This window comes from Kamptonema formosum PCC 10802, from assembly GCF_000332335.1.
Classification (GTDB): Bacteria; Cyanobacteriota; Cyanobacteriia; order Cyanobacteriales; family Oscillatoriaceae; genus Oscillatoria.
Window position 1 is genome coordinate 2,318,414 of record NZ_KB235948.1, and the last position, 21,599, is coordinate 2,340,012.

At 55.8% G+C, this 21,599-nt stretch carries 21 protein-coding genes; 19 read left to right on the forward strand and 2 right to left on the reverse strand.

The annotated features are described in order from the left end of the window. The first annotated feature begins 923 nt into the window (after positions 1-923). The 12 genes from OSC10802_RS0109890 to OSC10802_RS44170 all read left to right on the forward strand — a co-directional run bounded on the left by OSC10802_RS0109890 (position 924) and on the right by OSC10802_RS44170 (position 14,083). Positions 924-1,385 carry an ABA4-like family protein gene (locus OSC10802_RS0109890; RefSeq protein ID WP_017716623.1) on the forward strand — a complete coding sequence of 154 codons (462 nt, stop codon included), beginning with the start codon at positions 924-926 and terminating at the stop codon, positions 1,383-1,385. A gap of 431 nt (positions 1,386-1,816) precedes the next feature. Then, positions 1,817-2,080: a hypothetical protein gene (locus OSC10802_RS49390; protein WP_155967531.1), complete on the forward strand. Its 264-nt coding sequence runs from the start codon at positions 1,817-1,819 to the stop codon at positions 2,078-2,080. A gap of 95 nt (positions 2,081-2,175) precedes the next feature. Further along, a complete protein-coding gene (locus OSC10802_RS0109895) occupies positions 2,176-3,603 on the forward strand; it encodes a dihydrolipoyl dehydrogenase family protein (protein WP_017716624.1) in 1,428 nt (475 codons plus the stop codon). Between the two features lie 254 nt (positions 3,604-3,857). After that, positions 3,858-4,103, forward strand: coding sequence for a type II toxin-antitoxin system HicB family antitoxin (locus OSC10802_RS0109900; RefSeq protein ID WP_017716625.1), 246 nt, complete (start codon positions 3,858-3,860; stop codon positions 4,101-4,103). Between the two features lie 2 nt (positions 4,104-4,105). Then, positions 4,106-4,210: a hypothetical protein gene (locus OSC10802_RS57185; protein ID WP_017716626.1), complete on the forward strand. Its 105-nt coding sequence runs from the start codon at positions 4,106-4,108 to the stop codon at positions 4,208-4,210. Between the two features lie 273 nt (positions 4,211-4,483). After that, entirely contained in the window at positions 4,484-6,724 is a 2,241-nt protein-coding gene (locus tag OSC10802_RS0109905; RefSeq protein WP_017716627.1) for an SPFH domain-containing protein, read from the forward strand. Positions 6,725-6,816: 92 nt separating this feature from the next. Next, the gene (locus tag OSC10802_RS0109910; RefSeq protein ID WP_017716628.1) at positions 6,817-8,661 is read left to right on the forward strand and encodes a serine/threonine-protein kinase; all 1,845 of its coding nucleotides are present in this window, start codon (positions 6,817-6,819) and stop codon (positions 8,659-8,661) included. Positions 8,662-8,923: 262 nt separating this feature from the next. Further along, positions 8,924-9,310: a hypothetical protein gene (locus OSC10802_RS0109915; RefSeq protein WP_017716629.1), complete on the forward strand. Its 387-nt coding sequence runs from the start codon at positions 8,924-8,926 to the stop codon at positions 9,308-9,310. A gap of 681 nt (positions 9,311-9,991) precedes the next feature. After that, positions 9,992-10,993, forward strand: a complete 1,002-nt coding sequence (locus OSC10802_RS0109920; RefSeq protein WP_017716631.1) for an anti-sigma factor antagonist — start codon at positions 9,992-9,994, stop codon at positions 10,991-10,993. Between the two features lie 94 nt (positions 10,994-11,087). Beyond that, positions 11,088-11,591, forward strand: a complete 504-nt coding sequence (locus OSC10802_RS0109925) for an ATP-binding protein (protein WP_082218270.1) — start codon at positions 11,088-11,090, stop codon at positions 11,589-11,591. 180 nt (positions 11,592-11,771) lie between these two features. Next, positions 11,772-12,194, forward strand: a complete 423-nt coding sequence (locus OSC10802_RS44165) for a hypothetical protein (protein WP_155967533.1) — start codon at positions 11,772-11,774, stop codon at positions 12,192-12,194. Continuing rightward, the gene (locus OSC10802_RS44170) at positions 12,140-14,083 is read left to right on the forward strand and encodes a SpoIIE family protein phosphatase (protein WP_155967535.1); all 1,944 of its coding nucleotides are present in this window, start codon (positions 12,140-12,142) and stop codon (positions 14,081-14,083) included. The genes OSC10802_RS44165 and OSC10802_RS44170 overlap by 55 nt, the downstream gene beginning before the upstream one ends. Before the next feature lie 106 nt (positions 14,084-14,189). Here OSC10802_RS44170 and OSC10802_RS0109940 read toward each other — a convergent pair whose 3' ends face one another. Beyond that, on the reverse strand, positions 14,190-14,525 hold the full coding sequence (locus tag OSC10802_RS0109940; RefSeq protein ID WP_017716634.1) for an STAS domain-containing protein: 336 nt from the start codon (positions 14,523-14,525) through the stop codon (positions 14,190-14,192). A gap of 418 nt (positions 14,526-14,943) precedes the next feature. Between OSC10802_RS0109940 and OSC10802_RS49395 the strand changes: the two genes are divergently transcribed. From OSC10802_RS49395 to OSC10802_RS0109960, 5 genes are all read left to right on the forward strand, one after another. Next, positions 14,944-15,147 carry a hypothetical protein gene (locus tag OSC10802_RS49395; RefSeq protein WP_155967537.1) on the forward strand — a complete coding sequence of 68 codons (204 nt, stop codon included), beginning with the start codon at positions 14,944-14,946 and terminating at the stop codon, positions 15,145-15,147. A gap of 317 nt (positions 15,148-15,464) precedes the next feature. Beyond that, the gene (locus OSC10802_RS0109945) at positions 15,465-16,298 is read left to right on the forward strand and encodes a metallophosphoesterase (protein WP_017716635.1); all 834 of its coding nucleotides are present in this window, start codon (positions 15,465-15,467) and stop codon (positions 16,296-16,298) included. Between the two features lie 409 nt (positions 16,299-16,707). Beyond that, positions 16,708-16,914, forward strand: coding sequence for a serpin family protein (locus OSC10802_RS56395; RefSeq protein WP_071593297.1), 207 nt, complete (start codon positions 16,708-16,710; stop codon positions 16,912-16,914). Between the two features lie 156 nt (positions 16,915-17,070). Then, positions 17,071-17,262 carry a hypothetical protein gene (locus OSC10802_RS56400; RefSeq protein WP_198525091.1) on the forward strand — a complete coding sequence of 64 codons (192 nt, stop codon included), beginning with the start codon at positions 17,071-17,073 and terminating at the stop codon, positions 17,260-17,262. Between the two features lie 313 nt (positions 17,263-17,575). Next, on the forward strand, positions 17,576-18,823 hold the full coding sequence (locus OSC10802_RS0109960; RefSeq protein ID WP_232731659.1) for a serpin family protein: 1,248 nt from the start codon (positions 17,576-17,578) through the stop codon (positions 18,821-18,823). Between the two features lie 64 nt (positions 18,824-18,887). On the opposite strand, the gene rppA is transcribed toward OSC10802_RS0109960, so the two are convergent. Beyond that, the gene (rppA, locus tag OSC10802_RS0109965; RefSeq protein ID WP_017716639.1) at positions 18,888-19,577 is read right to left on the reverse strand and encodes a two-component system response regulator RppA; all 690 of its coding nucleotides are present in this window, start codon (positions 19,575-19,577) and stop codon (positions 18,888-18,890) included. A gap of 72 nt (positions 19,578-19,649) precedes the next feature. Here rppA and hisG point away from each other — a divergent pair, with 72 nt between their 5' ends. Next, entirely contained in the window at positions 19,650-20,294 is a 645-nt protein-coding gene (hisG, locus tag OSC10802_RS0109970) for an ATP phosphoribosyltransferase (protein WP_017716640.1), read from the forward strand. 196 nt (positions 20,295-20,490) lie between these two features. Then, positions 20,491-21,306 carry a VanW family protein gene (locus tag OSC10802_RS0109975; protein WP_017716641.1) on the forward strand — a complete coding sequence of 272 codons (816 nt, stop codon included), beginning with the start codon at positions 20,491-20,493 and terminating at the stop codon, positions 21,304-21,306. Positions 21,307-21,599: the final 293 nt, after the last annotated feature.

Here is a 21,599-nt window from a genome sequence, read left to right on the forward strand (position 1 = left end):
GAAAGTGAGTGCAGCAAGACGGAGGCGCAATCCTCAAATCCGCCAAAACATTGCCGGTGGCAGATCAGTGGGGTGAGCCCCACCCCCCAACCCCCAACTCGCTACGGGCTTCGGTTTACACACAAATCCCCATTCATGCCAATTTTTCATGTTTCGCCCTGGGTAGGGTGCGTTCCCTAAGAGGGAACGCACCCTACTACTGCAGTCACATACCCAAGATGTGTATAAACGGTAGCTCGCTACGGGGGAGGGGGAGTAAAAGGGGTTTATAGCGGTTTTCAGTTGGGTGAAGTGCGCCCCAAAAACCCGGTTTCTTTAAGAAACCGGGTTTCTCAGCACCTCCCGTGCAGCTTCCTGCGAATTTCCGGTGCAGTTTTGGGCGCGTTTCTTTGCGCCCCAGTTGCGCTCAACCGCCGGCGGCGAAGGCTGCCATAATTGCTATGGAGAGTGCCAGCCCGGGGAAGAGGAGCATACCCAGCATTAACAGATCGTGTGATGACATACGACCGACGCCTTCCGTTGGTTTTCAATGCGTGCCGGCAGGACTGTATTCAGGCCGGCAATTCAGTTCAGCTGTTCTGCAGCCGGCAGTGGAAAGTTCCTTCCGCGCTGCTTTTTATAATATAGCATCTTTTCCAATTTCTGTGGGAAATCTTAAGGTTTATTTTAGACCGGCGCGCGCTTGCCGGCTAGCGGCAAGTGGCTTGCTGGCGGTTTGGCTTGTCTAGCCGGTGGGGGGCGCAGAAACCCAGTTTCTCAAAGAAACCGGGTTTCTGGCTGCCCAGAGGTTAGGGGCGGGTTTATCGGTGTTGTAGCTGTGTGGCACTCTTTGTGGGTGAACCCGCCCCTACATGATGTTAAACCCCTTGTCCAAACCTAAGTGCCTACTGCTATAGTCAGTGAGACATCAAGGAGTGGTAGCGATGACGATTGACCAACTGTTTGCCGGCGCTAACGTGTTTGTGCTGCCCTTTTGGGCGCTGATGATTTTCTTGCCCAACTGGGGGGTGACGCGAAAATTAATGCAATCCTATATCCCCTTTGCGGTGCTTGCCGGTTTGTATTTGTATTTGCTCACCGGCACGATTACCTCTGAATCGGCGCAAGCTCTCGCCAATCCCAAGCTCGCAGATATTGCCCGCTTTTTCGCGGAGGAAAAGGCTGCAGCCACCGGCTGGGTGCACTTTTTGGTGATGGATTTATTTGTGGGCCGGTGGATTTATTTGGAGGGCCAGCGCACTGGCGTCCCGACTGTCCACTCTATTGCCCTGTGCCTGTTTGCCGGCCCGCTGGGGTTGCTGTCGCACATTGTAACCTACTGGGTGAGCCAGAAGTTCTTCCCGCAGGCTGAGGCGTCGGAAGTGCCGGTGGCGACTCCGCAATAGGCACGCTCGCCGGAACCTCACCCCCTAACCCCCTCTCCGCAAGCGGAGAGGGGGGACAAGAGGCGAAATTCCCCGCACCTCCTGTTCCCCATCTTTCATTCTGCGAAGCTTGACGGATGAATCGGACTGAGTTACGGATGAATCGGACTGAGTTACGGATGAATCGGACTGAGTTACGGATGAATCGGACTGAGTTACGGATGAATCGGACTGAGTTACGGATGAATCGGACTGAGTTACGGACCCGCCGTACCGAGTTACGGACCCGCCGTACCGAGTTACGGACCCGCCGTACCGAGTTACGGACCCGCCGTACCGAGTTACGGACCCGCCGTACCGAGTTACGGACCCGCCGTACCGAGTTACGGATGAGTCGGACAGGCGGACGGATGAGTCGGACAGGCGGACGGATGAGTCGGACAGGCGGCTAGTTGCGTCTAATTCGCACAATCGCACCCCTGGAGGAAAGCGAATTCACTCCCGTTGCGACTTACACGATCGTTGAGGGCGAGGTGGAACTGGAAATGCAAGGAAAAAGGTGGTGTCCGCCGGCGGGAGAGGAGGTGCTGATTGGGAGCCGGTGTTACCCACTCTGTACGGAATCTTGGCGAGACGGCATCTCGCTGGTTCTATGGCTACAAACGCTAAAAATTATATGGGTTCCAGGGAGAATGAGGCGGAATGAGGCGGAATGAGGCGGAATGAGGCGGAGCCACAAAGTGGGGGGTTCCCAGCCGGTGCCGGGGAACCAGATATATAATCAGAGATGATAAGAATAGCGGGTAAAAGTGTGGCAGTAGAATACGATTTGGTGATTATTGGCGGCGGTTCTGGGGGGCTGGTTGTGGCGAGTGCGGCGGCGCAGCTGAAAGCGAAAGTGGCGCTGGTGGAACGCCACCGGCTCGGAGGGGACTGCCTGTGGTTTGGCTGCGTTCCCAGCAAATCCCTCATCCGCGCCTCTCGCGCCGCTTATGAGGTGAAAAATGCCAGCCGGTTTGGGATTGACTGCGAAAATATAGAGATTGATTTTGCCAAAGCTAGCGCTCATGTGCGACAAGCTATTGCTGCAATTGAACCGCACGACTCACCGGCACGCTTTGAAAGTTTGGGCGTGGAGGTGATTTTTGGCTCGGGGCAATTTACGGACCGGCAGACCTTTGAAGTCAGCGGGAGAAAACTCCGCGCCCGCGCTTTTGTTATCGCCACCGGCTCCCGCCCCAAAATTCCGCAAATCCCGGGTTTGTCAGAAGCCGGCTGCCTGACAAATGAGCGAGTTTTCGAGTTGGGGGAGCGCCCAGAATCCCTAGCCATTATAGGAGCCGGTCCGATTGGCTGCGAGCTGGGACAGGCATTTTACCGGCTCGGATCTCAGGTGACAGTTATTGGCAGTCGGGAGCAGATTTTGCCGAAAGAAGACCCGGAAGCTGCTGCTGTGGTGCGCCAGCAGCTGGAATCGGAAGGAATTGAGATTTTGACGGGGGTGCGAGCCGAGCGAGTTGAAATTTCTGACGGCAAAAAGGTGATCTGTGCCGGCGCTATGAAAGTGGCGGTGGATGAGATTTTGCTGGCTGCCGGTCGGGTTCCGAATGTGGACTATCTGAACTTGGAAGCTGCCGGTGTTATTGTAGCAGAAAAAGGGATTGCTGTCAACAAAAAATTGCAGACGGCGAATCCGCGCATTTATGCCTGTGGGGATGTGATTGGGGGCTACCAGTTCACGCACGCCGCTAGCTACGAAGCGAGCGTGGTGCTGAAGAATGCGCTGTTTTTGCCGGTGAGCGAGGTGAATTACCGGGTGATGCCGTGGTGTACTTTTACCGAACCGGAATTGGCGAGGGTGGGGGTGACGGAGAGGGAAGCGCGGGAGCGATACGGGGATGATGTTTGGGTGCTGAAGCAGGAGTTTGCCGGTGTGGATAGGGCGGTGGCGGAAGGGGCGACTGCAGGGTTTGCCAAGATTGTGGTGCGGGGGAGTGGGGAGATTTTGGGGGCGCATTTGGTGGGGGCGTCTGCGGGGGAGTTAATCGGCGAAGTTGTGATGGCGATGGCGCACAAGTTGCCGGTTTCTGCGCTGACGCGGATGACTCACATTTACCCGACTTTGGCGGAGGTGAGCAGCAAGGCGGCGCTGCTGCTGACCAAGCAGAAGTATGCGAAGAATCGCCGGTTGCAGGGGCTTTTGGAGCGGTTTTTACGGTGGAGGAGAAACCAGGCGTAGGACAGGCGTCTCGCCTGTCCATTGCAATTGCAGGACAGGCGTCTCGCCGGTCCATTGCCCCGGCGAGACGCCCCTATGCTTTTGGCCAAAAGCATAGGGTTTCAGCGATTTTCATCTGGGACAGGCAAGATGCCTGTCCTACAAGAGATGGGTGTGCAAAAATGGGAGGCTTCCCGACTATACATTAATAATAACGCACCCTAGTGAGATGTATAATAGTGAATACAGCCGACAAATAGGGAAGGAAACACCCAATGCTTGCCAGCTACATTGACCAGGCTCTGGAACAGGCGGTTTACGAGATTATTGAAGATGACGGAACTTACTGGGGGGAAATCCCCGGACTCCAGGGAGTCTGGGCGCGGCACACCAACCTAGAAGGGTGCCGGCGCGAATTGCGAGAGGCGCTGAGCGACTGGATTGCGCTGCGGTTGCGTTTGGGGCTGCAAATTCCAGTTCTAGCCGGTATCGACTTAAATAAACTCACGGAGGCGGTCTGAAAATGTCCCGATTAACGCCGGTTTCTTGGGGCGATTTGGTGAAGCGCCTGCGCGAAATGGGATTTGAAGGTCCTTATGCCGGCGGGCGGCATCCTCAAATGCGCTGAGCGGATATTGCCGCTATCATTCCCAATCCCCATGAAGGCGATATCAGCGCGGGTTTCTTGCAACGGTTGCTGCGACAGGCTGGGATTTCTCGTCAGGAATGGCTGGGAGAGTGAGTGAAATCCGCACCGGCTTGTTCGTGTTCGCACAGCCCCCGCACGCCGGCAAGCCGCAAATCCCTCCCGAGAATTAGTTTAAGAATCATTAAAATTCCCCCGCAGAGGGTTGCCAGAATGCTAAGGTGGCAGTAGTGTATCTGGGGGAGATCCCCTTATATGAAAAGTTTTCTCGCTTGGATGCGCCAGAGCCGGCTGAGGTTTCCCGCTCAGAGAGCAGCATCCCTACTCGCATCTCTCGCTATCTCTGCAGGAGCGCCCCTGGTGGGTGCTATCACACCCGCCGGCAGCATCGAGCCGGTTCGGGCTGAGAGTTCCCCAACAGCCGCGGACACCAATCGGGCAAACCTCACTGCTTCAGTTCCGCAACCGGCAGTGGCGCAACTGAGCGCCGGTGCCACTCTCACTTGGGCTGTCGTTCCCATTATTCTTGTCGGCGGTTTGGGCGCTATCGCCTTCACCTCCGGTCTAGTGGTCATCGGCGAGCGAGAAGTCGGCATCGTGGCCAAGAAATTTTCCAGCAGCAGCCTCCCGCCCGGTCGCCTGATCGCCCTCAGTGGGGAAGCCGGCTACCAAGCGGACACCCTGGCTCCCGGCTGGCACTGGGCCTATTGGCCCTGGCAGTACGCCATTCGCAAAGAGTCGGTGATAGAAATCCCCCAAGGCGAAATCGCCCTGATTGTCGCCGCCGATGGCGCATCTATCCCGCCAGAACGCATCCTGGGCAAAGTGGTTGACTGCGACAACTTCCAAGACGCCCGCAAATTCCTCACCGGCGGGGGCGAAAAAGGCCGGCAAATGGGCTTCCTCACCGCCGGCACCTACCGCATCAACACCGCCCTCTTCACTGTGATCGCCGCTGCCAGCGCCACACAGCACGGCATTGGCCCAGAGCGGCTGCAGGTTTATGCCGTCGCCCCCGACAAAGTGGGCGTCGTCACCACCCTGGACGGCATTTCCATCGAAGCGGGCGAAATTGCCGGTCACATCGTCCCCGCCCACGAAAACTTCCAAAATGGGCAGAAATTCATCGAAAACGGCGGGCGGCGGGGGTTGCAAGAGCAAATTCTCCTCTCCGGTTCCTGGAATCTCAACCCCTGGTTTGTCCGGGTTGAGCAAGTCGCCATGACCGAAATTCCCATTGGCTATGTCGGCGTGGTTATCTCCTATGTCGGGAAAGCCCACGAAGATGTCAGCGGCGCAGCTTTCACCCACGGCGATTTGGTGCGCCCCGGACACAAAGGCGTGTGGACAGAACCGCTTTACCCGGGCAAACATCCCGTCAATATGCGGGTGATGAAAGTTGAGCTGGTGCCGACGACTAATATAGTGCTCAATTGGTCCGCCCGCAGCGAGCGCCACAACTACGACTCCAAACTCGCCTCCCTGACTGTGCGCTCCAGAGATGGGTTTGCGTTTGATTTGGAAGTGGCGCAAATTATCCATGTCGGCGCTTTGGATGCCCCCAAGGTGATCTCTCGCGTTGGCTCCATGCAAAATCTGGTAGATCACGTTTTAGAACCCACCATCGGCAACTATTTCCGCAACTCCGCTCAAGACTATACCGTACTCGATTTTCTCAGCGCTCGCAGCGAGCGTCAGGCGGAGGCGGCTGAGTATATTAAAACAGCGCTGCGAGCTTATGACGTGCAGGCGATCGACACCTTAATTGGCGACATCCAGCCGCCGGCAACGCTGATGCAAACCCAAACTGACCGCAAAATTGCTGAGGAGCAGCGGAAAACTTATGAAGTGCAGCAGCTGGCGCAGACGCAGCGACAGGAACTGGTGCGCTCTACCGCCCTGGCGGACATCCAGCAAGATATGGTGAAAGCTGAGCAAGGCGTGAAGATTGCTGAACTGAAGGCGAAAGCTGATATCCAGCAAGAAGTGGTAAAATCTGAGCAAGGCGTGCAGATTGCTGAACTGAAGGCGACTGCGAAGGTGAAAGAAGTCACCGGCGAGGCGGAATCTATCCGCATTAAAGCTGCCGGTGAGGCTGAGTCTATCCGCCTGAAAGCTACGGCGGAAGCAGAATCTATCCGCGCCACCGGCACCGCCAAAGCGGAAACCTACCGTGCCGGTGTGGGAGCGCTGGGCTCGCAACCTTACACCGCCATGCAGCTGATGCAAATTATCGGCGATCGCAAAGTGCGCCTGATTCCTGATATTTTAGTCGGCGGCGGAAACGGCGGTCAGAACGGTTTGGTGGATGGGTTATTAACGATGCTTTTGTGGAATCAAACCGGCAAGTTGGTAGCGCCAACCCCGCCGCAAAACCAGCTGGAAACAAACACGCCTGAATCCCCGCTAGAGCTGCTAGACAAGCCGGCTTCTATTTCTGCTGAGTTGATCCCCGACCCAGAAAACGGTCTGCAAAAACGGCCTGCTGTTTCGTAAGGGGATTTCAGAAATTAGGTTTCCCTCGTTTTCCTCGTTCCCAGGATCCGCCTGGGAACGAGGGGAATTTGGTTTTAAATTAAAAATCCAAAATGCAAAATGCAAAATCCAAAATTGGTAGGCGCTATTGCCTGAACCCCGACTGCCCAAAGCCGCAAAACTGGGAGTTTGATAAAGTCTGTCAGGGGTGCGGTGCTGAGTTGCTGCTAGGAGGGCGTTTTCGCGCGATAGAGTTAATTGGTAATGGGAGATTTAGCCGGACGTATTGGGGTGCGGTTGAGAGCGAATCTCTGCTAGGGTTTTGCACGATAAAACAATTTTGGCTGCCGGAGATAGCACCGGCAGATTTTGAGAGCGCCTCAGAGGGGTTTCGCCAAAAAGCGCTGCGCTTGGAAGAATTGGGGGCACACCCGCATCTTCCCGCTGTTCTGGCGCATTTTGAGGGGGACGGTCGTTTGTATTTGGTGCTAGAATATATTGAGGGAAGGAATCTGGAAAAGGTGCTGGAGGAGGAGGGGACCTTCAGCGAAGCTCAGATATGGCAAGTGCTGGAAGCGTTGCTGCCGGTGCTGAAAGTTCTCCACGACCGGCAAATTATCCACGGGGATATTAAGCCGGTGAATATTATTCGCCGGCATCAGGACAGTCGCCTTGTTTTGGTTGATTTTGGGGCGGCTCAGCTGGTGAGTGGCACGGATTTGTGGGGAGGGGCAACCGGCAGCGCGGAATATGTCGCGCCAGAACAAGCGAAAGGAAACGCGGTTTTTGCCAGCGATCTTTATAGTTTGGGGGTGAGTTGCGCTAACCTGCTCACGGGGATTTCGCCTTTTCAGCTGTTCGATGCGGCGAGTGACTGCTGGGTGTGGCGCGATTATTTGAGGAATACTGGCAGCGCCGGCATCTTGCCTGTGTCCGCTCGCCTGGGTGAGATTTTGGACAAGCTGCTGGAAAATGCCGTTTTTCGCCGGTTTCAATCGGCAGGTGAGGTGATGCGGGCGATGAATCTGCCTTTTGTTTCCCGCGCCCCAACACCGAGCTCGTCTTGGCGCTGCACCGGCACTCTGGCGGGACATTCGGGGCTGTCTGCCGGTGTGACTTCTGTGGCGATTAGCCCTCAAGGGCATCTCCTCGCTACCGGCAGCGATGACAGAACTGCCCGCTTGTGGGATCTAGATACGGGAGAGTGTTTGAGGATTATAGCAGGTCACTCGAATTTTGTCAAGTCGGTTGCGTTCAGTCCTGACGGGAGGATTCTGGCCACCGGCAGTGACGACCGGACGGTGAAATTGTGGGATGTGGCGGGCGGGGGGCTGTTGCGCACTTTGGCGGGGCACTCGCACGCGGTTAAGTCGGTGGCGTTCAGTCCGGAGGGGCAATGCTTGGCCAGCGGCAGTTGGGACAAAACGGTGAGACTGTGGGACGCCGGTGGCGGGGAAGAGATTGCCACTTTGAGGGGGCACGGATTGCAGGTGGCGGCGGTGGCGATTTCGCCGTGCGGCCAGAGGGTGGCCAGTGGGAGTTTGGACAGGACGGTCCGGCTGTGGGATTTGCCCTCGGGGGGGGGTGCGGGGAGAGTATTGCAGGGGCACCTGTGGCCGGTGCTGGCCGCCGCCTTCAGTCCGGACGGGAAAATTCTGGCCACGGGCAGTGAGGACAATACGGTAAAATTGTGGGACGTTAAGACGGGAGACGTTATCCGCACGCTTTCCGGGCATTCGTGGTCGGTGGCGGCGCTGGCGTTCAGTGCCGGTGGGGAGATCCTGGTGAGTGGGAGTTGGGACAAAACGGTGAAGCTGTGGCGGGTGGCGACGGGTGAGGAAGTGGAAACCCTGGTGGGGCATACGGATTCGGTGTGCGCGGTGGCGGCGGCTGGGGGGAAGAGGGTGGCCAGTGGCAGCCGGGACAAGACGGTGAAGTTGTGGGAGCGAGTTGGTTAGGGTTTTGCTGTGTTTTGCGCTGCCGGCAATCTTGCCACATCTGCTGTATAATCAGCTGTCGGCTCAAGATTTGCCGGTGTGACGGAGAGCTAGCACAAAGGTTACGCAGGTCACACTCGAATAGCGATCTCGATCGCAGCGCCGGCAGAGGAGAGTCACACTGCGTTCACGACACCCGTCACAAAGAAATGTAAAGAAATGGTTGATGTTGGGAGTGCAGACGTCTTTGTTATGGCAGCAAGAGTCCTAGGAGGGACTTGCCGTGTTATCTAAACCCAGTTTCGACGATAGAAGTCTGGCTGAATCCTTTTACGGATCGCTGTTGCGCCACTTTTGTAATTCGTTTGACAGTTCCACGCAGGCGCTGTTAGCGGAGTGCAGATTTGGGATTGCCCCCAGTCCCGCTGGAGTGAAAACTTTTTTCATTGTGGCTCCTTCTGTGGCTGTGGCAGAGCAACTGATGCAGCGCACTGACAGCATTCTCAAGCAAGTTTCCCGACTGGTGGCTGGCGTCGAACTGACGGCGATCTGCGCCATCCCCCCCGCCAGTGAGGAAGATGGGGAACCCCCAGATGCAGACTCAAGGCGGCTGCCGCCTAAGCTGATGCTGGGCAAGATATTCTCCAACAGTTGCGATACGGGAAGTTAAAGTTAAGCCGCGGCTGTTCCTGTGGGTGAGGGGAGCATCGAAAAAGCGGAAATTCAGTATTTTTTCGGTTGTGTTTTGTTTGAGCCGGTGCTGTGTGCGCGACCTGTCGCGGCACGGCAATTTTTTCAGGCTAGAGGCCAGAGCGGCAGCCGGATGTGCCGGTGGGGATTGAAGTGATGGAGGTTTTCACTCGCTCGCGAAGGTCGCCGGTGTGTGAGAATAGGCTATTGGATACAGGGGTGGGGAAGTTTTGTGTGAGTTGCTATCAGGGATTGAAAAACCGCAATTGATTTCGCTGTCGCTCCGCCCCCGATCCCCCGCGCACCCGCTCACCGGCTCACCCCCTGCGTGCCGGTGGCGGGAAATCCACCGGACTTGAAAGGGCGGAGAGGTCCTGCCGGTGGGACACAGAGCACGGTCCGGGGAGAAGTGACGAAAAGATAGGGGTTTTAGCGCGTGGGCCCTGCCGGGTCCGCGATGCTGGAATAAAAAACCCGCCCCTTGTAAGCCCCGGTCAGGGGGGGAGGCGTGGCCTGTGAGTCAGGGTGCCAGGGGAGTTGATTCGGAAAGATTGGGTTTGATGGATAATAGCCGGTGTCTGAGCTACTATGGCAAGACAGCCGTAAAAGTCCTGTCTTAAAATTTCAGAGTTAAAACAGCAAATTGCAACATGAGGGTTACATGGTTAGCCAACCCCAAGACCCCAATTTTCGGGTTTCATTCTCGAACGAAACTCCCTTGGTTCACCTGCCCGCTCGCTTAAGCGTGCTGGAAGCGGTAGCCTTTAAGCAAACCTGCCTGCAGCTTTGCCAAGAGAGTCCCCATCCGAGCCAAATCGTTCTAGATTTTGGCCAGACCACGTTCATCGACAGCAGTGGCGTCGGTGCCTTAGTCAACAATCTCAGGACAGCCCAGCAACTGGGGATTCAGTTAGTGCTGCGGAATGTCCAGCCCCAGGTGAGGGCAGTGCTGTCCATAACGGGACTGGAGCAGATGCTGACGATTGAGGGGGCTGCGGAGACTTCCAGCAGGCCGGCGCGCAGCGCCTCTGTGAAAAGCTCGCTGCCGGCGACTCACCCCTCTGTGCGCTCTTGGGTGAAACGCTGGATAGACGTTGCCGGTGCCCTGGTGGGTTTGGCGATTACGGCGGTGTTGCTGATTCCGATTGCCATTGCCATTAAACTGGACAGTCCGGGCCCGATTTTCTTCAGCCAAATTCGCTGCGGCTGGATGGGCCGGCGATTTCGCATGTGGAAACTGCGCTCTATGTGCGTGAATGCGGAGGCGCTGAAATCCCAAATCGCAAACCAGGTACACGGTCCGCTGTTTAAGAATGAAAACGACCCCCGGATTACGCGGGTGGGCCGGTTTCTGCGGCGGACGAGCCTCGACGAACTGCCCCAGTTTTGGAACGTGCTCAAAGGAGAGATGAGTCTGGTCGGCACCAGGCCGCCCACACCAGATGAAGTGGAGCGCTATGAGGTTCCCGAGTGGCAGCGTCTAGATGTCAAACCGGGAATGACCGGCGAATGGCAGGTGAATGGGCGCTCTCAGGTGCGCAGTTTTGAGGACGTCATCCGCCTCGATTTGAAATACCAAAAAAACTGGAGCCTCCGGTATGATGTGGAGCTGATTTTGAAAACAGTCCTGCGCTTATTCCAGAAAAACAGTGGCGCTTATTGAATGAAGAATTGAGGGCTGAGAGGGGAGAGAGGTCAATTCTTGGGTCTTAATTCTTAATTCTTGATTGTAGATGACTGGATTTTGGAGGGACAGGATGATGTTAGGGAACCTGGGCAGCTGGTGGAAAGGATTCGCCTCCGGGCTGGGAATACAGCCGGCAGCAAATGAGCGCCCGATCAAGGAAGCGCAGCTACAAGTCGGTACGGATCTGACGGCTTTAGACGTGGTTTTGCGATGGTTTGAACAGTTCAACGCAGCGCCCCTCTCGTGCGAGGAGTGGTGGGAGTGCGAAACCGCCTTGGTAGAAGCCTTTACCAATGCGGTGCGCCACGCTCACGGCCACTTGCCGCAGACAGCGCCGATCGAGCTGGAGGTGATAGTTTTTGGGCACTGCCTGGAAATGAAAATTTGGGATCGGGGCGGGCCGTTTGATTTGGAAGCTTATATAGAAGAGCTGCTAAAAAAACCGCTCGATCCCTGGGAAATAGGGCACAAGGGACTGCGGATTATGAAAGAGCTGACAGATGAGCTTTATTACAGGCGCACTGCTGACGGTCGCAATTGCCTGCTGATGCGCAAAAGACTTGCCGGAGAGTGAAGTTGCGCTTGAATAATGAGGCTAATAATCCTCCCGTCAGAAGAGATGAGAATCAACCTAGGGGAGGATTTCGCCTGTCAGGTATGCCAATTTAGATGTTAAGCAAGAGGTTATAGGTTCTGGGAGTGGCGGAAAGCAGGTACTATCATGGTTATTTCTCTCGCAACCGGTCGCACCCCAATGAGAAAGGCACCACTGCCGGCGAACGAAGTCCAGAGAATTGAAGCCCTGCGGCGGTATCAGCTACTCGATCCGGCAGCAGAACCGGCATTTGAGGATCTGGTGCGCCTGGCGGCCCACATTTGCGGAACCCCAATCGCGCTGACCGGCATGGTTGACTCTGACCGGTGCTGGGTGAAGTCAAAGGTGGGCTGGACGAGGGGAGGGGCGTCGCGCGATATTATGGCTTTCAGCGCCAGCGCCATCCGGCACGACGGAGTGTTTGTTGTCGGAGATACCTTGAAGGACGCCCGGGCAAGCCAGCAATCCCCTGGTGGTGGGGTTCCCTCACATCCGGTTTTATGCCGGCACGCCGCTGATTGCGCCCGATGGCGAAAGCGGTGGGCATCTTGTGCGTCATGGACTGCGCGCCGCGCTCTTTGAGCCAGGACTTGCAAGATGCCGGCAAGATGCTGGCGCGTCAGATAATGGTTCTGCTGGACTCCCGCCGGCAGCTGATGCAAATGGAAAATATCAAGTCCCAGCTACAGGATTTTCTCGACAGGGCGCAGGTTTTGATTCAAACGGTGCGTCTTTCTGACAGGGGCTTTGCCTATGTCAACCGGACGTGGCGGCAGACCTTGGGCTATACGGAAGAGGAAGTGGGCCAACTAAAGGTGCGGGATATTCTCCATCCCGAGTACCGCCAGCTGTGGCAGGAGGTGGAAAAACTCTCCCTGATAGAAGCTCACGAGCCGGTGGAGATGATTTTTTTGACCAAGGATGGCGAGCCGGTGTGGGTGGAAGGGAATGTGAGCTGCCTGTGCGAAAATGGCAAACCCTACGCCACGCGATGGATTTTTCGCAATGTCACGGTTCGCAAATACCGGCAAATTTTTGAACATGCGGCGCAGGGGCTGTTTCAAGTCACCTTGGAGGGGCGCTACTGCACGGCAAACTCCGCCCTGGCTCGCATTTACGGCTACGACTCCCCCGCCGAGTTCCTCAAGGGGGTGGAAAATATTGCCCAATTCTATGTCGGTCCAGGGGACTGGGCTGAGTGCCTGCGCCGGTTAAAAGCGGATGGCTTTGTGGAGGACCGGGAGGCTGTTGTCCGCCGGCGCGATGGCTCCGTGATTTGGATTTCTGAAACGGTGCGGCTGCTGCGCGACGCCCAGGGGCGACCGGTGGGGGTGGAGGGATTTGTGCAGGATGTAACCAGACGCAAGCAAGCCGAGGAAACGCTGCAGCTGGCAAAAGACCAGCTGCAGGCGGTGCTGGATGCGGTTCCCGGTACGGTGTCGCTGATCAGCTCCGATTTGCGCTATCTGGGGGTGAACAGGCATTTAGCGGCCACCTACAAATTGCCCTTGGAGGCTTTTGCCAATCAAGAAGTGGGCTTCCGCCAGTCGCGGTTTGGCAAATTCGTGCGCGAGTTTTTTGCTTCTCCGGAGAAGGAAGCGTCGGTAGAAATTGACGCCCAGCTCGATGGCGCTCCCCGCAGTCATTTGGTGATGGCCAAGAAGTGGCTGCAAGATCGGGCAGCGGTGTTTGTCGGGATAGATATTACTGAGCGCAAGCGGGCGGAGGCGAAGCTGCAGGCGGAACTGGCGGAAGGGGCTGACTACGTGCGCTCGCTTTTGCCGCGCCCTTTAACCGAGCCGGTGGCGATTGACGCCCGGTTTATTCCCTCGCAACAGTTGGGGGGCGATTGCTTTGACTATTACTGGCTGGATAAAGACCATTTGGCGATTTACCTGCTGGACGTGTCTGGACACGGCTTGGGATCGGCGCTGCTGTCGGTTTCTGTTTTGAGCCTGCTGCGCTCCCGCTCCCGGCTCCAAACTAATTTTTACGAGCCCAGTGAAGTCCTCCACGCCCTGAATCAGTCTTTCCAGATGGAGAGCCAGCGGAATATGTACTTTACTATCTGGTATGGGGTTTACAATCGGCGAAAGCGCCAGCTCGTTTGCGCCAGCGCCGGTCACCCGCCGGCACTGCTGCTCTCGGGAACAGAGCCTTTGACTCAGCGAGTCCAACAGCTGAAAACCCCGAACGGTCTGCCGGTTGGAATGTTTCCCGATGCCAGCTACGCCAATGCTTGGTATTCTGTAGGAGAAGGCAGCACCCTGTACATTTTTAGCGATGGGGTTTACGAAATTATGCAACCTGATGGCACGGTTTGGAGCTTCGATGCCTTCATCGACTGGCTGGCAGATTACAGCCGGATAAATCCGGTCAACCTGGATCGAGTTTTGCAGGACCTCCGGAGTTTGACGGGGAAAGGTGCTTTTAATGACGACGTGTCTCTCCTGCAGGTTAAGTTTCGCTGACCCGGCAGCTCGGCTTTCCCCGCTGCCCCTGAGATGTTAGATGTTAGATTTTCGATTTTAGGGGGGCTCCTAACTAACAGCACACCCTCCAAAATTTTGCCAGCAATTAGTCCGCAAAGAAGCCGGCGCTCTTAAAGTCATCCCGGCTGGGGAAGACTTGAATTACTGTATCTACGCAGGCGATTTCAAACAGAATTCTAATTTGGTGGTTGATGGAACAGACGGCGAGCTTGCCATTGGCGGCTCTCACGGTTTTTACTGCGGAGAGTAAAGCGCCCAGACCCGAACTGTCCATAAAGGTGACATCCTGGAAATCCACTAACACAAGGCTGGCCCCTCGGTCAACAACGTCGCTAATCTGCTGCTGGAATTGAAGGGCCTTATTTTTGTCTAAAAGGCCAGAAGGTTGAACAATTTCAAGGGCGGAGTTAATATTTTTCATGGGGCCTTCACTTCTCAGGAATAAACTGCAGCCTTTCGGCGCGATAGATTTCTCCTAGCATAGCGGTAAGAAAAATCAGCGCCAATAATAACTTATATCACATGCGGTTGAGCGACCGCAATTAGGCTCCGGTAGCCGGGGATTAGCAATGTCCAAACGCCCGGGTGCTAGCGCGCCCGAACGCCCTTGGCTGAGACATCTTGCGGGCATTCATGTTATAGCAGTATGCACTTAGGTTAGTACATGGGCATCATCGCATCACGCATGCATGGCATCACGCAAAAGCTGGTAGGAGCGGGTTTACTAACATCTGGTAAAACCCAGAGACATCTTGGGTGAACCCGCCCCTACTGACCCCATGCGCATCGGGCTCATGCGCATGAGCCCCATAAGCCATGTCATTAATGTCTTAACCAATATGACTACTGCTATATATGCTCCCGGCGGGCACAGACGCAGGCAAAAATTACCTATTTATCCAGCGCCCGGCGGAACCGTTGAGCTGTGGGGGGCGCGCGCAGCGCTCGAGGCCGGTGCCGGGGCGGCGATCGTGAGATGGAAATGCCGGCTGTTATGGAAATCTCCCCGCTTGCAACCCCCAAGGGTTGCCGGTGCGGGCTGATGGTGCGCTTGGTGGCTTCCCGGCACCGGGCTCGTTCCAGGGGAGAGTGCTGCCTTCAGCCCGCCCGCCGCTGAATACTCAGAAATATAAGCGCTGTTTGGATAGCTGCATTCCGCTTCGGGGAGGCGGCTGCCCTCGCTCCTTCGTCCCGGTTTTGCCTGACCTGCGGCTGATTTGTTAAACTAGAATCTCTTCTGTGCAATTTCAATCCCTCAGAGACATTCAGCAGAATTGTCAGGGCTACTACTCGATCTGAAACACAAGTATAGCATTTCCAGGCACCGGCAGCGCAAATCTTATAAACAGAACTTAAAAATATGCACAAACTATTAACCGGCCCGTTGCGCGTTGAACATTTAACCATTGCGATCTGCAACTTGCCAGAACAGCTGCAAGGCACCAAGCTAGTCCAAATGTCGGATTTCCACTACGATGGCTTCAGGCTGTCTGACCAGCTTTTAGAAGAAGCTATCGCCGCCAGCAACCAGCAAAAGCCAGACTTGGTTTTGCTCACCGGCGACTACGTTACCAAAGACCCCGCACCGATTCACAGCTTGGCGCTGCGCCTCAAACAGCTGCAAAGTCGCGCCGGCATCTATGCCGTCTTGGGCAACCACGACCTGATCTACCGGCACTCAAAATCAGAAATCACCCGCGCCATGACTCGCATAGGAATTGGGGTTCTGTGGAATGAAGCCGTCTGCCCTCTGGGGCCCGAATTAGCCCTGGTGGGGCTAGCGGATTTTTGGTCTCGGGAATTCAACCCAGCTGCGGTGCTAGCGCAGGTGGGTGCCGGCACCCCCCGGATTGTCCTGTCCCACAATCCCGACAGCGCCGGGCTCCTGCGCCAGTGGCGAGTGGACTTGCAACTTTCTGGTCACACCCACGGTGGCCAAATTGTCATCCCCGGTGCCGGTCCTGCAGCCGGGCGGCTGAAATCGATTCGGCGCAAGATTCCCAAACCGCTGCGGCGCTGGATTCCTTACATGTCAGACGGGTGCGATAAAGTCGTTCACCACTGGGAGTGGGCTTCTGGATTGCATCAGGTGGGGGCGAACCAGCTGTACGTCAATCGCGGGCTGGGCACTTATCTCCCCGGACGCCTGTTTTGCCCGCCAGAAGTCACCGCCATCACCCTGGTCAGGGCTTGACGCCCCCGCGCTCGTGCGCTCGTGGGGGCAAATTTTGGGTGAGGGAAACGCAATCCGGCAAACTGAGCGTGGCGGATACAGACTTTCGCCCGTGCGAAAGCCGGGCTAGGCTGTTAGGCTTTTAATTTGCTTTTTAGAGGAAGGGGGCATATCCTCCATAGCAGCATTTTATGGGCAATTAGGGCAATGCCGAATAGAAATGAATAGCGCAAATTAAATGCGCAACAGGGCAATGCTTACTGTTCTCCCAAATCCGCCTGCGGGATGGGAGGAAGTCGCTTCTGGTGCACACCGTCACCAATGAAAATTATGCGCTCTTACGAGGCCCGCCGATTGGGCTAAAGCCCAACTACAAACACGCACTGAAAGCATCGCTGCTGAGTGCGGAGGCTTTCAGTGCCGGTGCTGATTGCACGCCGATCTTTGGGCGAACAAAAATGTCTCGTTCAAGCCAGACTTTATCCAAAAAACCCAGGACTTTTACGGGGCAAAAGTGACTCAGCCCGACGTTGGAGATGCCGGTGCCCCACCGATAATTAACAGCTCGGTGCAGCAGAACACCAGCGGCAAGACAGACAGAATCGTCGAGCAGCTCGCTCCAGATGCCTCTGTTTAGCGAATCAGCGCCACCTACTTCCAAGGCACCGGTCAGGAGCTATTCTCAAAAGACGCCACCGCAGAGGGTTCTTTTACCGGAGCCGCCGGCACTGCAGCACCCCCGGATGCAGCGTTTCAGGGAATAAGCTTGGCTGGCGGTCACGGAAGGCTGAGTTTGTACGTGTTCTCACCGAGAGGGAGTCACGAGAGCAGGCATTCTGCGACAGGCAAGAACGCCGACAGCTGGCAGGAGTGGGTGAAGCAATTCCAGCACAAGGAAGGTTCTCTTGTGCTGCCCCGCTTCAAAATGCAGTATGATATCTGCCTAAATGACGCCCGGAACATTTTGGGGATGGGCGTGGCGTAAGACCGGCAGGGGGCAGATTTTTCAGGGATGACGCCCGCACAGGGCTTGCCCCGATGAGGTGAGGCACAAAACTCTGGTGGGGGTGCGCGAAGAAGGCACGCCCAGCTACAGCCGTGACGGGTGGCGGCTGCGCCCCTGCGGGCGAGCGGGTGGAGGTGCGATTTAGCATAGTGGTGGTGAGCCCCATTATCTGCGCGATTCGCGACAATCAAACGGGAATACTATTATTTGTGGGGTCGGTTGCAGATCCCAAATAACACAGGCGATTGGGCTGACCCAAATGAGAAAGCATTTTTTTAGTTCTTTTGGGATAATGGTTGCCGCTGGTCTGGGTTTAGCTGTTCTGGGTGTGGCTTTTGCCGTGCCGGCACAGCAACCCGCCGGTCCTGCCGCCGCTGCGCCACAATCGAGCGCTGGGGCGCAGGCTGCCGGTGAGGCTTGGCGCGAAAAGCTGGTCGCCGCCAACACCAGATTTGGCTTCAAGCTGTTCTCGGAAATCCGCAAGCTGGATGCTAGCCAGAATATTTTTATCTCTCCCGCCAGTCTGGCGCTGGCGCTGGCCATGACTTACAACGGTGCCGGTGGCCAAACTGGGCAGGCAATCGCCAAAACCTTAGAATTGCAACAGCTAAGCTTGCAGCAAGTCAACCTTGCCAATGCCGCGCTGAAGGCGTCGCTAGCCAATTTGGACCCGAAAGTTCACCTGGCCATTGCCAACTCCCTGTGGGGCCGGCAGGGCGAACCCTTTAAGCCAGAATTTATCAAGAGAACCGAGGACTTTTACGGTGCCCAAGTCAGGAATGTGGACTTCGGCGCTCCCAATGCCCCGGACGTCATTAACGGCTGGGTGAAGCAAAGTACAAACAGCAAGATAGATAAAATCCTGGAAAAAAATGACATAAACGCCTCAACGATTGCTGTGTTAATCAATGCTATATACTTTCACGGGGAGTGGATGGTGCCCTTTTCCAAAGAAAAAACCCAAGAGCGCCCCTTCACCTTGAGCGATGGCTCTCAGAAGCGGCACCCGATGATGTTCCAGAAGGTTGATTACGCTTCCTACTACAAAAATGAGCTGTTTCAGGCGATCGGCCTGCCCTACGGCGAGGGCCGGTTGACCATGTACATCTTTCTCCCCCATCAGGGAGTCAGTCTCAAAACCTTCTACGAAAGCCTCAACGCCCCTAACTGGGAAAAATGGATCGGCGAGTTTGAGACTGAAGAGAAAGGAGTTATCCTCGGGTTGCCTCGCTTCCATGTGGAGTATGAAATCGATCTGAAAGACAGTCTGAAAGCCCTGGGGATGGAAAAAGTTTTTGATGCCGGCGCAGATTTCACAGAAATAACTCCGCAAGGTTTCGCCATTAGCAAAATTAAACACAAGACATTTTTGGACGTGAGTGAAGAGGGCACCGAAGCCGCAGGCGTCACGGCGATCGGGGGCACGAGAGGCGGGGAACCCGATATCACAATGATTGTTGACCGGCCCTTTTTCTGCGCGATTCGGGACGAAGAAACCGGCACCCTCTTGTTTATGGGGTCCATTGTCGAGCCGAAGTAAAAAATTGAAACTTTGCTCCAAGCCAGCGCTCTAGGGGCTCTAGGCGTCAGTGGGGTTTATTAAATCAATTCTCTGGCGCTCCCAAGCGATAGCCTTTGCCGTAGACCGTGTGAATCAGGGGCGGCTCACCGGCACCCTCTATTTTGCGCCGCAGCAGGCGAATCTGCGCCGCCAGAACATTGCTGCTGGATTTCTGAGCGTCCCCCCACACATGCTGGTGAATTTGCGCGTGGGTCAGCAAAGCGCCGGGGTGGCGCATGAAATATTCCAGCAGCCGGCTTTCTTTTTCAGACAGCTCCACGATGCGCCCCCGACGGTAGGCGAGCAGGCTCTCCAAATCCAGCTCCAGATCCTCGACTCGCAGCCTCTGGGTGCCGGCACCGGACTCTTGCGCCGCTCCCCGGCGCAGCAAGGCGCGGACTCGCGCCAGCAACTCCCGCAATTCAAAGGGCTTGACGAGGTAGTCGTCAGCACCGGCATCCAAACCGCGCACCCGATCGTCTACAGTATCTTTAGCAGTGAGAAACAGTACAGGCGTCAAACGCCCGAGCTGGCGCAGCTGCTGGCAAATCTCCAGTCCCGACACCTGCGGGAGCATCCAATCGAGAATCAACAGATCGTACACCCCCTGCAGCGCCAGCTGCTCGCCAGCGGTGCCATCACCAGCCACATCCACACTGTACCCCTCGCGGGCGAGCACCCGACTCAGCGGATCGGTCAGTTCAACCTCATCATCAACCAGAAGAATGCGCATATCAATTAGGGATTTGGGATTTTGGATGGATTTCCCCTCTACAATCTAAAATCTGAAACCTAAAATCATCCTATGCTCACCGTCGCATTGCCCAAAGGTGCCCTGCTAACCGACAGCATCCGGCTGCTGCGAGCCGTCGGTCTGGACTTCAGCGCCTTTCTCGACTCATCCAACCGGCAGCTGCAAATCCAAGATCCCACCGGCACCGCCAAAGCTTTGCTCGTGCGGGCGCAAGACGTGCCGGTTTACGTGGAATATGGCCAAGCCCAGCTAGGCGTTGTGGGCTATGACGTGCTGCGGGAGAAAAACCCAAAGGTGGCTAACCTCGCTGACCTGAAATTTGGCCGCTGTCGCCTGTCCGTAGCGGTGAGGGAATCCAGCCCCTACCGGCGACCGGTAGAGCTGCCGGCCCACGGTCGAGTGGCGTCCAAGTTTGTCCACTGCGCCCGCGAATACTTCCACAGCTTGGACTTGCCGGTGGAAATTGTGCCCCTCTACGGTTCCGTCGAACTCGGGCCAATCACCGGCATGTCAGAGGCGATCGTTGACTTGGTTTCCACCGGTCGCACCCTGCGAGAGAACGGCTTAATTGAAATTGCCGTACTCTTTGAAAGCACAGCCCAGCTGATCGCCCATCCCTTGAGCTACCGCCTCAACACCGATGGGATTGGCGATGTGATTTTGCAGCTGCGAGCAGCGACCCTGGCTGCAGTTTGAAAGCGCAGAAACCCGGTTTCTTAAAAAAACCGGGTTTCTGGACTCCGCTCACTCACAAATCATTTATAACTGCTATATCATGTCAGGCTGGTGAACCGCAATTCAGTTGCCAGCGCCCAATGCGATGATGCCCAGTGCCCGCCCTTAGAGATATGATAGGTATTCAACCTGACGAGATATAAAAGGTGTATTTGCCATGCGGCTATCCCAAGTCCACCCAATTTTCTATCACCTGCGCGTCCAGCAGAAACGGCTGTTTCGCGGGACAGCCAATGTTTGGCAAGCCAGCCGGTTTGCCCAAACACAGTCCTTGGAAAACTTGCGCCACACTTGCATCAAGCACCAATCCCTGCTGCGAAGAAAAATGGGCAGCACAGATCCCCTGTTACAGGAAAATAAAATTGTCAACCTGGGAATTGCCCACAAAACAATAGACGGCCTGATCATTCAGCCGGGGGAAATCTTTTCCTTTTGGCGTCGGGTCGGCAACCCAACCGCTGCCAAAGGATATGTGGAAGGGTTACAATTATCTCGGGGAGAGGTGAGAACCGGCACCGGCGGGGGGCTGTGCCAGCTCGCCAACCTGTTATACTGGATGGTTTTGCACACCCCTCTGGAGGTGATTGAGCGCCACCACCACAGCTTTGACCCCTTCCCGGACGACCGGCGAGTCTTGCCTTTTGGCAGTGGGGCTAGCGTTTTTTACAATTATGTCGATTTGCGCTTTCACAACCCAACCGAGCAATCTTTTCAACTTCGGGTCTGGCTAACGGATGAGCATTTAAAAGGAGCCGTCCGCACCGAAAGAGAGTGGCCCTTCTCTTACCATATCATCGAAAAAGAGCACCGCTTTTTGCGCGAGAGTGGCAAAAACTATCGGACGAATGAGATTTGGAGAGAAGCGATCGATAAGAGTACGGGCAAGAAACTCAAGGAAGAACTCGTTATTAAGAATTTATCGGAAGTGAAATACTCCATCGAATCTTTGTCAGAGCAACCCGAGAGCAACTAGCAATTAAGCTGTTAGGGTAATAATGCTGCATGTGGTCTAAAGGAGGCAGTCACGATGAACTGCGCACACCGCCACCAATGAAAACTTGCTCCACTGCGGGAGATTCGGTAGGGCTAAAGCCCAACTACAAACCTTTTCAAGGCTCTGCCTCCAGATTCGCGTTCCCAGGCTCCGCCTGGGAACGAGAGTTAAACGAGAGTTAATGCGATGATGCCCCATGCCCAGTGCCCCAGTCGGGCTGTCTGCGCTAGATTGGGAGGGCGTGCTTTTTTGTAGCAGAAATTTCTGCAGTG